Source organism: Chryseobacterium sp. ISL-6, from assembly GCF_018613715.1.
GTDB lineage: Bacteria > Bacteroidota > Bacteroidia > Flavobacteriales > Weeksellaceae > Chryseobacterium > Chryseobacterium paludis.
The window spans coordinates 1,051,874-1,064,359 of record NZ_JAGGPT010000001.1 but is presented as its reverse complement, the minus strand read 5'-3'; the positions used below and the strand labels follow the sequence as shown (position 1 = coordinate 1,064,359).

6 protein-coding genes and 1 pseudogene are annotated in these 12,486 nt (G+C 34.2%); 6 read left to right on the top strand and 1 reads right to left on the bottom strand.

The window, feature by feature from the left end; genetic code table 11:
- Positions 1-149 precede the first annotated feature (149 nt).
- The 6 genes and pseudogenes from J7E44_RS23890 (at position 150) to J7E44_RS04650 (ending at position 11,309) form a co-directional block, all read left to right on the top strand.
- Positions 150-1,043: pseudogene (locus tag J7E44_RS23890) on the top strand (serine hydrolase domain-containing protein).
- Between the two features lie 20 nt (positions 1,044-1,063).
- Entirely contained in the window at positions 1,064-1,303 is a 240-nt protein-coding gene (locus J7E44_RS04670) for a serine hydrolase (RefSeq protein WP_214826049.1), read from the top strand.
- 512 nt (positions 1,304-1,815) lie between these two features.
- Entirely contained in the window at positions 1,816-3,354 is a 1,539-nt protein-coding gene (locus J7E44_RS04665; protein ID WP_214826047.1) for a T9SS type A sorting domain-containing protein, read from the top strand.
- Positions 3,354-7,319: a DUF5977 domain-containing protein gene (locus J7E44_RS04660; RefSeq protein WP_214826045.1), complete on the top strand. Its 3,966-nt coding sequence runs from the start codon at positions 3,354-3,356 to the stop codon at positions 7,317-7,319. The genes J7E44_RS04665 and J7E44_RS04660 overlap by 1 nt, the downstream gene beginning before the upstream one ends.
- Positions 7,320-7,327: 8 nt before the next feature.
- Positions 7,328-11,008: a DUF6443 domain-containing protein gene (locus tag J7E44_RS04655; protein WP_214826043.1), complete on the top strand. Its 3,681-nt coding sequence runs from the start codon at positions 7,328-7,330 to the stop codon at positions 11,006-11,008.
- Positions 10,992-11,309 carry a hypothetical protein gene (locus J7E44_RS04650; protein ID WP_214826041.1) on the top strand — a complete coding sequence of 106 codons (318 nt, stop codon included), beginning with the start codon at positions 10,992-10,994 and terminating at the stop codon, positions 11,307-11,309. Before J7E44_RS04655 ends, J7E44_RS04650 begins: the two co-directional genes overlap by 17 nt.
- A 436-nt stretch (positions 11,310-11,745) precedes the next feature.
- Here J7E44_RS04650 and J7E44_RS04645 read toward each other — a convergent pair whose 3' ends face one another.
- On the bottom strand, positions 11,746-12,420 hold the full coding sequence (locus tag J7E44_RS04645; RefSeq protein WP_214826039.1) for an NUMOD4 domain-containing protein: 675 nt from the start codon (positions 12,418-12,420) through the stop codon (positions 11,746-11,748).
- Positions 12,421-12,486: the final 66 nt, after the last annotated feature.

The following is a 12,486-nucleotide window of genomic DNA, read 5'->3' as shown; positions in this document are numbered from 1 at the left end:
TGGCTTTATTCAATCATACAATGCATAAAATTTCTGATAATTTGTTGATTGATAAGCAAACAAGAAAAGAATTCAGGTAGTTAGTAAAAGCGAAGAATTACCAAGGTGCATTTGATTTAGTGAACTCTAAATATAACCTGGATGCTAATATGGAAGGATATCGGAATAAAGCCAAGCAATTTAGTGTCTTGATAATTGTTTTTTCGGGAATGTCTTTTTCTTGTTCGACAGCAATATTTTCACAGAATAAAATTCCATATAAGACAGATTCTCTATATGTTGAAATTGAAAAATTAGGTCAGCAACTTACTTTAAAGAATAAAGTTCCCGGTACTGCGGTAGCAGTGATACGGGATGGAAAGATCGCCTGGATACAATCAATTGGGTATGCGGATCTGGCAAGAAAAAAACCTGTAACTTCTGAGACAATTTTTAATATTGGTTCTATCTCCAAGCTGGTTTCTTCGTGGGGCTTTATGCAACTTACAGAAAGAGGTTTTTTACAACTGGACGATCCTGTTGACTAATTTCTTACCCGATGGCACCTGCCTGACTCTGGGTTTGATAAATCAAAAGTAACACTGAGACGAATCTTAAGCCATACCGCAGGACTGTCGGTACATGGTTATGGCGGATCAGCTGAAGGAAGCCCACTGCTAAGCCTGGAAGAATCACTGAGCGGAAAAACCAAACGGAATGGTGAAACCGTACATCTCATCAGTGAGCCGGGAACTAAATGGGATTATTCCGGAGGAGGCTATTCTTTAGCACAACTACTTTTAGAAGAGAAAACAAACCAAAATTTCTCCACCTATATGGCGAATAATATCTTTCTGCCACTTGGAATGAAACATACAAGCTATGAATGGACAACAGAAATGATGGCAATCGCAGCAACGGCATATGACGAACAGGGCAAACCTATAAAAAACAAAATTTTTACTGAAAAAGCAGCGGCAGGTCTTCAGACTACTATTAAAGATTTGGCACATTTTGCAGAGCTGTCTATTATACCGGATTCTAATCAACTCAATAAAGTTTGAAACCGAAAACCATTAAGCTAATGGAAACGCCCGTTCATCCATCATCCGAGGAGGGCGAAAGCGGTCTGGGCTATCGGTTTATGAATTATGAAGGTTTCAGAACCATAGGACATACGGGTGAAAATGCAGGCTGGAGTGCGGCTATGTTTTTGGATCTTCCAACTAAAAGCGGCATCATTATTCTATGCAACGGGTCCAATGGTGATCGAGTTTGGTTTCCGATTTATCAAAGCTGGCTGAAAACTGTAGGCAGAAAATGAATATTCCAAGTAATTTCTGATTTATCTATCAATAGATATGTTTTTTCTTTAAAAATTCACCATTCTGTAAAGCAATAATCCACTGAGTTATATCATCGGCTTTTTTAATTTCTTCTTGCTATATTTAAATGGTTAATAATTGAGTTAAACTTTTGAGCCCGCAATACAATAACCGCTAGCTCTATAATAGGAAAGTTTTCTATTAACTCTGCGTGCCAGCACTTTATATTGGATTACAATTTCTTAAAATCAATTAATTCGTTTGTTGGAAATAAATGTATTAAAAGGAAATTCACAGTATATCGTTGTTAAAATTAAATAAGGTGGTACATGAAAAAATCTAAACTTTATATTTTTTCAAGATAATGTATTGCTTGGCTTCTATATACAATTTATTTTTGTCTCAAAATGATATAATGTGATAAATGTCATGTTTATTTTGTTGTTACAGATGTTTCACCAATTATCGAAATATATTAATTTCGTGCCCTAATTTTAAAAACTAATAACTAATGCGAAAACTCTATATAAGTGCATTTTTCTTATGCAATTATTTGGGAGTATCTGCCCAGCATGTTTTATGGCAAAAAGATATTAAATCCAGTACACAGGATTTCCTAAGCCAAGTGACTACGACAATCGATCAGCAATATTTAATTACGGGAAATGCCATTCAGGCATCTAATCTTCAGACAGAAGGTAAACAAAATAACGGGTACGATTTCCACTTAGTGAAACTAAACCAGCAGGGAGATCAGGTTTGGGAGAAATACTTTGCAGGAAATAATCATGATTATTTATCCGCTACAGTGGCTACGCAGGATGGAGGATTCCTTCTTTCAGGAACCACTTATTCTTCAAAAGGATTAGATAAAAAAGAAAATTCTAAGGGTGGATCAGATATTTGGGTGATCAGAATCAATGAATTTGGTGATGAATTATGGCAGAAAACGTTAGGGACTTCTGCTGATGAAGAAGCGAGAGTTGTTATTCAAACAACGGATCTTGGATTTTTTGTAGCAGGTAATGTTCAAAACTCATTTAAAGGTTACGGATCAAAGGATATTTTAATCATCAAACTTGATAAAAATGGAAAAGAGATTTCACAACTTGTTTTAGGTGGAAGAGGTTTAGATGAGGTAGAAAAAATGATACCTACGAAAGATGGTGGAGCATTATTAGGGATTTATTCAAGAAGTAGTGCTAATGGATCAAAACAAACTGAAAACTTTGGTGAAGGCGATTATTATATCATTAAACTGGGTAAAGATGGAAAAGTAGAATGGGAAAAGAACTATGGTGGAAAAGGAGATGATCATTTAAGAACTCTCGCTTTAACTTCAAATGGATATATCATTGGTGGAGAATCAAGATCTGAAAGATCAGGAAATAAAACCGTAGGAATAGAGGAAGGAACCGATGTTTGGTTAATTTCTTTAAATGAAAGAGGCGATGAGCAGTGGCAGAAATCTTACAATTTTAAGAACAGAGATGTTTTAATGGGAATGAGCGCAATTCATTCTGCAGAAGATAAAACAAAAGGAATTCTATTAGGTGGTTATACCCAGGCCGAAGGAAGAATAGAAGCTGAGGATGAGACCTTTTGGATCTTATACTTAGACCAAGCTGGAAACGAACAGTGGAGAAAACATGTGAGTGGGGAGTCAAGACAGAGAGAAGAGAGACTTTCGGATTTGAAATTTAATAGAGATGGTTCCATAATTTTAGCTGGAACTAGTGCAACAGAACTCGGAAAGGAAAACTGGAAGATTGTAAAGCTAGGGGATAAACAAGTTAATCAACTGATAGAAAAACAAGATATCAAGATTTATCCAAACCCTGTATCAGATTATACTTATGTAGAAATTGGCTTTGATTTTAAAGAAGCGGAGATCAATCTATATGATATGGGTGGAAGGCAGCTACAAAACTTAAAAACGAAGAATAGTGTTACTAAAATCAATACCCAGTCACTGGTGCAGGGAGCATATTTGGTAACAGTAAAAACCAATACAAATAAAACTGCAAATTCTAAAATTATTAAAAAGTAATGAAGAAAGAAAAAATCAATCTGGCGAGCCTACGAAATACACTCGGTACTTATTTGTTTATTCCCGCATTATGCTTGTCTCATTCTTATAAAGGTCAGGATCAATTTAATAGTAATAGTCAGATCACACAATCGGTACTGGATGCCTCAAGTTTTTCAACAGGAAATACAGGAAGTGTGGATATTTCAATACCGATTACAAATATTTCCATTGAAAATTTTAATATAGATGTTAAGCTTAAGCATAACTCTACCGGAGTAAAAATAAACAGAGATGCCGATCTGTTCGGAGTAAACTGGGATATTAATGCAGTAGGGTTGATTTCAAGGGAAATTAAAGGTTTGCCTGATGAGCTGCCCCAAATGGTTATTTTAGAAAGTAATCTAGGAGGATGTACTAAACTCAGTCAGATGCAGAATGTAGGATATTTTTACAATAGAGACAGAGTTAAAAACTTTCTTCCTGCTTATGAGGCCGGTTATCCCAATATCCCATTATCAGTGTCAGCTGATCTTACTACCAACGGATTATCTTCGCATTTTTTTAAACCACCTAGATTTTTTACTCCTCCTACGGATGACCCTGGACTTCTTAAAGATTATGAACCGGATGTTTTTACGGTCATAATTCCAGGATATAAAGCCTTTAAATTTTTCTTCGATCTTGATAAGAAGATTGTGATCAGCTCTGATGATAATTATAGAATAAGTCATGTAGAACAGGATGGAGAGATTGCTTCATTCGAAGTTATTGATAAAAACGGGACAAAGTTTAAATTCAGTAATAAAGAAAAACGTAAGCTAAGCAACCTAAAGACAGAGTTTGAAAATGCAGGGATTTTAGAAAATAAAGATATTTCAGCTTCTATAGAAACACCTCCTGTTTTAGGCCTTTTATGTGCAGGGTATGATCAGTCACATGTTGATAATTTTAAAAAGCAATTCACTAAATCATGGTATCTGGATCTTATTACCAATACTCATGAGGAGACTATATCTTTTACCTATAAAAATCTTGAGCTTTACTCAATCACTCCTGCTTACGGTAAAAAACCCTACACATCCGATTATATAATTTATCCTAATAACGAAGACTACGGTTACATAACGTGGGAATATTCTCCGTTTGGAGGAAGCTATCCTGTATCGCATTTTAGATTTTTACAATCTGCACTGGTGACAACTACACCAATTATTAAATCTATAAGTAATAAGGATAAAATTGTTTATCTTAATGAGGGAAACTTAAGAGAAGATATATTTAATAATACATATACACAATATAAAGAAATTAAAAGTATTGATGTTTGGACTTATACTGGTCCTAGATTATTACTAGGGCTTGATTACTTCTTTACATATTTTCCGAATTCAATTCCAGATACTTTTAAAAAAATACAGACTTTTGACTTTGATTACTTTTATTCATTTTCAAATGGAGGGAGCAACAGTGCTAAATATGCATATGCCAACAAAAGGCTGTTTCTTAATTCCATCACTCAAAAGGTTGGAGACGAAGGTATTATTAAATATTATCTAACCTATAATGGGGATCTGAATGTATTACCGGATAAACAGACTACAAAGAGGGACTTATGGAATTATTATAAAGAAAACCCAGAATTAAATTTTTTTCATAAATTATATTATTATCCGGATGATGGGAGAAATAATGTTGATTTAGGTCCTGTTTCATTCTATCCGAGGCAGAGTTATACAGGATCTGAAGTCTCTATTTTAAATTATTATTCAAATTATCCTTTGAGGCCCGGTTACTTTGGAGATAAGACTCCTGAATTCAATAATACAAGTATTGGGTCGTTAAAAAGTATTATGACGAGTATGGGTGGGGTAACCAACTTTATTTATGAGCCCAATTATATTCAGTATTATGGAGTAAAAAGGCCTTCAGGAGGAATTCGTATCAAATCAATTGAGAATGTAGAATCAGGTAAAAAGAACATAACCGATTTTTATTATGGTCAGAATAGCAATGGAGTAGGACATGTTTATATGAATACCGGAATTAACAGGCTAACTTATAACCCTGATAATACTACAAGATTTGATCAGAATGCACCTCATTTTAGTGACTTTATAAAACTTAATTTCTTAGATGAAGCATCTACTATTACCTACTATGATGAAGTAAAAAAGGTGAAGAACGATGAAAATGGAAACTCCAAAGGATATACGGTTTCAAAGTACAGTTTATTTAAGGATAATAACCATACAGGCTTTCAATTGGGAAATGTATTTTATAAGTCAAATATTTTTTCGAGTTATAGTCTAATATACCATCATTCCCAGAACCAAAACATGGTGTATTATACCAATAATACCAAAGATTATTATCCTTTCAATGAAAAAGAAGATTTTTCAGAAATCAACGGATATTTATTAAATGAGAAGACATATGATAGCAGTAATGTACTACTAAAAGAAAATAATTATACCTATGATCTAAAAGTACAGGAATATAAATTTTTGAAAGATGATAACACTGGATGGCAGCCGGCTGGATCATTGTATAAGCTTCGAAAATACGATTACTTATTGCAGAATACTCTTAATAAAGACTATTTCAATAATAATACTGTGACAACCAATACTACAAATACATACAATCAGCTAAATCTATTGAAAAAAGTATCGACTGTTTTTCCTGATAACAGTATTTTTTCAAACGAACTTAAGTACTGCTACGAAACAGATAATTCATTTGTATCATTGAACAGGCTTTCAGAAATATGTGAAGAGAAAGAAACTAAAAATAATAAATCTACTATTGTTAAGTATTTATATAAGAATTTAAATAGGCCAAAATTATTTATTGGAACAGATGTTATGGGCAGCTTTTACACCTATTACGGATCTGATTCTGAAAATGTGCTATACACGACTCAGACATCTCTGAATGGGACGACGTTTAAAGATGGTGTTAAAATTAATACGCTCGGAGAATTTAGAAATGTATTAGAAACTGAAGCGAACACAGTTCCGGAAACTACAATTTACGGATATCATCAAAACCTTCCAATTGCAAAAATTAAAGGGGCTTCTTATAATCAGGTCCTTATGGCTTTCAATCTGGATCCGGCTAATTATGAAGATTATCTAAATCTTGATATTATTAAAAAATCAAATCTAGATGTTGATATATCAACAGAAGGCGCATTAATAGCCGCACTAGATACCTTCAGAAGTAATGCACAATTGAAAAACTATGAAATTACAACATATACTTATGATCCAGGAATAGGAGTAACGTCTATGACCTTACCCAATGGCATTAGAGAATATTACAAATATGATCTAGCCAATAGGTTATCGAAGATACTGGACAAAGACAATAACTTTATAAAAGAAATAAAATATGGAAATGCGCCGATAAAATTTTATAATCGTAAAATAACCAGGATTTTGTCACGTAATAATTGTAATGCTTATAGCGAAGATGGTGGACAGTATAGTTATGTTGTTCCACAATATACATATTCTTCAGTCATAAGCCAGGCCGATGCAGATCAACAGGCCGAAAATGAAATCAATACCACAGGGCAAAGTCAAGCGAATGCTAGCTTGCCATGTACACCTAAAACGATATGTACGTTATCTTTTGCGAATAATTTTATCCGTAGATCTCACCCTTCAGTCCCAGAAATATATAAATTACCTAATGCTCCAAAGGTATATTTTGATTTTTCATTCTCTGGATATCCTATCAATGCCGACTATTGGAGTAGTTATGTTACTGTAGGATATGTGTCCGGCTGTATTACTAAACCAGACTATTTTCTATATGAAGAGGTTCCGGGAGGTTTATTTGGCAATACACCTGCTAACCGTACATGGCAGATTGGAATTTCAACAGCCGGAGAGATCAGGGCTAAGATAGTGTCAGGATCAGTAGGTAATAATTCATATAACGCTATTAAGTTTCAATTTTCTAGTGAACAACAATAAAAATAATCATGAAAAAAAACATAACCTCAATATATTTTTTATTTACTTCATGTCTGGCATATGCACAAACTTCGGGAGAAGCTTATATACAGACAAGAACCTATCTAGAACCGGTTTCTTCTACTAGTTCTGATGCACGGCAAATTCATGAAGTTCAGTATTTTGATGCATTGGGGAGGCCCAAACAAATTGTAAGCGTAAAAGCAACACCGGGTAGTAAAGATGTTGTGGCCCATATTGAATATGATAGCTTTGGTAATCAAACATTAAGTTATCTTCCCGTTCCTCAGCAGGTAACACTTAATGGTGGCATACATACGAATCCGCTAAGCAATGCCTCGCAATCTGGTGTTTATGCAAATGAAAAAATTTCGTCAGAGAAAAAATTTGAAGCTTCTCCATTGAACAGGGTTTTAGAGGAAACTCAAGTAGGTAATGCGTGGTCAGCAAAGCCTGTAAAATTTGAGTATAATACAAATACTGATGGCGAGGTTAAAAAATATACTGCATCTTTTGACTATTCCACTTTCCAATCAGCTATTGATCAATCAGGTACATATGGTGCCAATCAGCTATACAAAAACATTATTACTGATGAGGATAACAATAAAACTATTGAATTTAAAGATGCAGGAGGGCGGCTTATTTTACTTAAAAGAATAATTAGCGATTCAGAAAGTGCAGATACTTATTACGTGTATAACGAGTATGATCAGCTAGCTTACGTTATTCCGCCCAATGCTTCTGCACTTAATTTTTCTCCTGCCGTATTAGATCAGCTTTGTTATCAGTTTAAATATGATGATAAAAACCGTATGGTAGAGAGAAAAAATCCAGGAATGGGTTTAGAGTATATGGTGTATAACAAGGCTGATCAGCTTATCCTTACCCAGGATACTTTGCTTAAGGGAAAAGGACAATGGCTTTTTACAAAATATGATCAGTTTGGAAGAGTCGTTTACACAGGGATCACAAATAATACGTCCAGCAGGGTATCGATGCAAAACAGTGCCAATCTGAATAATAATTTATATGAGACTCGGATTGCTACGGCAGGACTGACATCAAATGGTATGCCTATATATTATACTAAGCTTTCCACTCCTACCAATGTCAGTCAGGTCTTAAGTATTAATTATTATGATAGCTATCCTGTAGGCTCTCCATCAGTACCGGCTCAGATCTTAGGACAAAATGTATTGCCACAAGATACCCCTGGAAGTATTACAAGTACAAAAGGTATGAAAACAGCTTCATATATAAAGAATATTGAAGATGATTCGTGGACAAAGAGTTACGTTTGGTATGATATGAAAGGAAGAATTATAGGGACAAGTCTAGACAATCACCTGGGAGGATATACGAATACAAATATTCAGTTAGATTTTTCAGGAGTTGTTATTGCTAAAAACACCAATCATGTCAGAAGGCAGGGAGAAAATGGAGTTGCTATAAAAGAACGTTTCATCTACGATGGACAAAATAGGTTGAAAGAGCATTGGCATAAAGTAGATGATAGACCAGAGGAACTCTTGACTAAAAATACCTACAATGAATTTTCTCAATTATCCAATAAAACAGTTGGTAATAATCTTCAAAGCATAGATTATGCATATAATATAAGAGGATGGATGACAGATATTAATCCAGCTCAGATGGCATTACCCGATTTAGGTGGGAAGTTATTTTCCTATAAGATAAAATATAATCAGAAAGATGGGATAACAAATCCCGATCCTGTTTTATTTTCTGGAAAGGATGTAAAACCACGATATAACGGGAGTATCTCTGAAGTAGATTGGAGATCAATATCTTTACTGGGTGAAATGCCATCTTTGACACCAAAACGATATGGGTATGCTTATGACGGCCTTGACAGAATGACTGCAGGTTATTATCAAAATCCTGTTAACCCCAATAGTAAAGAAAGCATAGAGGCTGTGAAATATGATCTAAACGGAAATATCACCAACTTATATAGGACTTCCGTTATAGAGAATACAAATAGCACCACTCCTACAACTATTGATAACTTGGAATATATTTATGATCATTTAAATTTCGGCAATAAAATCACCAAGATTAATGATCATTCCAATAATCCTACAGGATATGAGGGTGGTGGTGGAAGTATCGATTACGATGCCAACGGGAATATGTTGAAAATGTCTGATAAGAATATCAGTAAAATATCATACAATTATCTTAATCTTCCAAATAAGATAGTATATGGTGGGATAGACCCTTTAGGAACGTCTTATCTTTACAGAGCAGATGGAATGAAACTGCAAAAAATTTCGCCAAGCATGGAATGTGGTATCATTAATTGTTATACTGTGACAGAAACTACTGAATATCTGGATGGATTTCAGTATCTGAAAAGTGTTACGAACAACGATAATGGTGGCGGGAGCACAGAAATTCTATCTGCTATATTAGAAAAAAGTAAATATGCTCAGCAACAGCAGGCTTTTACACTAGGAGATCAGATTATTGATCCCGGAATTACAGAACCAGGGATAGACCCACCAATAGGAAGTGGTGGTCTTATTCCAGTTGCATTAAAAACTCCTGATCTTAAATTTTTTCCTACAGCAGAAGGATATTATGATTATCTCAGAGATCAGTATATTTATCAGTATAAAGATCACTTGGGAAACATACGTATGAATTTTGCTAAAAACGGAGACTTTATCAGGATAAAAGATGTAAATGATTATTATCCATTTGGTATGAACCATTTAAATACGGGTACAGCTTTTTATATGGCAGGGTCCTATAATAATTATAAATATAATGGGAAAGAATTAGAAGGCAGCGGGATGTATGATTATGGAGCAAGATTTTATATGCCTGATATAGCAAGATGGGGTGTACTTGATCCTTTGATGAATAAGTATGAGAGCGTTTCACCCTATTCATATGTAGCCAATAACCCTGTGAATGCAATTGACCCTGATGGAAAGAAAATATTATTTGTCAATGGTCATTACCAACGCAGCTATGTAGGAAGATATATTTTAGGATCGGACAGAGCGGGAGAAGATTACTGGGGTAATGGATTCCCTTTCCAAGCAAAGGTTTTCTTTGATGATTTTGCTGAAATAAAAGCATCTAATTTTATCGATGGATCATCATTTATGGGTGGTGATATGAGTGGTCAGGATAGATATGATGCAGGATACAAATATGCTAAAGATCATATCAATGATCTTACTGCTAACATGGCGAAAGGAGAAACATTTAAAATAGTGACACACAGTGAAGGATCAGCTTATGGAGCAGGAATAGCAAAATATCTTTTGGATAAAGGATATAAGGTGAGTAGTATTGTGCATCTGTCATCAGACGAAGGAGATGAGTTTACAACTCCCAAAGAGCCAGAAACTTATCAGCTTGTTTATGATGGGGATATGGTTACTGGAAATAAAAAAATTGAAGGAGTAGATAAATTTGGAGTAGTAGATTCGGGCCTGAGTGCAACCTATGTTCATGGAAGTACTAGAAATAAAGGAGTATTCAAACAAGTACAAGATTTAAAAACTGTTAGAACAGCTAAAAATATAGGTACTGTAAATGGAAAGACGAAAACATGGACCTCACAGGACAGTGCTTCTACAAAAAACAAAACAAGTTTTATTAGAATTGATGACGATATAATTTATAATCAGGATGGGACACACAAATAAAAACAACACCTATATATTGTTAAAAGCTACAATATATACCATTGGACTTCTTAGTTTGGTATTCTTGTCAAACCTCTGGATTGGCTCTGAAGAAAATTGGGATGAAATCGTTACGAATGAATTTATTCCTGCCCTTATTACAAGAACTATTTTTTTAATAGTTGCTGGATTATTGTTTTTGGGGATATCTTTTGGCCTGGACCATATCTATAAAATAAAGGGAAGGTTTTCAAGAGATTTATTTTTTTTAACGATGTTTTCTCTTGTTCTGAATTTAATAATGATGCTTGTACGATTCTAAATAATTTTTGCGAGAATTAGATCTTTTTTAGCAAAAGCCTTAAATTATTTTGATGTTTGTTTTAAAAGTAAAAGAGATTACCCTTAGGGGTAATTTCTTTTATTTTTAGAAGGAACGGAATATATAGTTCTCGATGGGTTTCAATCCTTCAAACTTAAGATCTCTTAAAAAAGTATTGTATAAAACTAAGGCAAATATACATTTGAATGTACCGAGCCGAAAAAGGATGATAATATTAAAGAAATACCATTTGAAAATAAAGCTTCCCGACAAATGATCCATATTAATGCTGATCAGGACTCATTTACCAGTTTCTTTATGGACTTTTACAGTCAGTTTAAAACCCCTTCGATTTCTTATTTTTCAAAGTAACGGAATATCATGCTACCCTGACAGTAGAAAGAACAACAGGATTATGATTACTGATTATATGAGATCACTTGAAGTCTTCTTTTGTAGGTGTATATTCTTTTGGAAACCACCGGAATTTACCGGCAGTCAGTCTTTTTCTGTTAATTACAGGTAGGATGTTGGTGTGGGAAATACCAAGAGCTTCACTCGCGTCGTAAATGCTTTCAAAAGAAGCAACAAGATCACCAGTAGGAGTATATTGGTTTACTGCCTGTTCATAATCACCTTTATTGCCTCTGCCGGATCTCAATGTTTTGTAATGAACATCACTTACGGATAATTTCTCTAAATTACTAGAATGTACATGAAATCGATTATCATCTTTAAACGATATAAAAAATGAGTTATCATTTACATCAAATTTTTCAACAAAATGGTAATAAACTAAACGAGGTACTGATTTTCCATGTTTTTTTCCTTCGAGTGAAAGGGTACATCTTACATTATAAAAATGAGTCTTCAAATATTTATTAAAATACCTGAAAACATGTGGTTTTTTAATGCTATCCAGCACTTTTCGCTTTACTCCATTCGGATTTGTAACCCATCGTTCTCGGCTTTTTATCCGTCCGTAGTTGGAAATCGCATAGTTTTCAAAATTTTCAATAGGCTTCCATTCTTCACCTGCTAGGCTTTCTATGGAAGTATTAGCAAGAACTTCTTTTAGATAGCGGTCTTCTATTTCAGTAGGTAGCTTCATAAGTAAAAATTTCTTTTGTAGGTAAATGAATTCTTTATTTATACATATGGGTTGCAATAAAGCAAA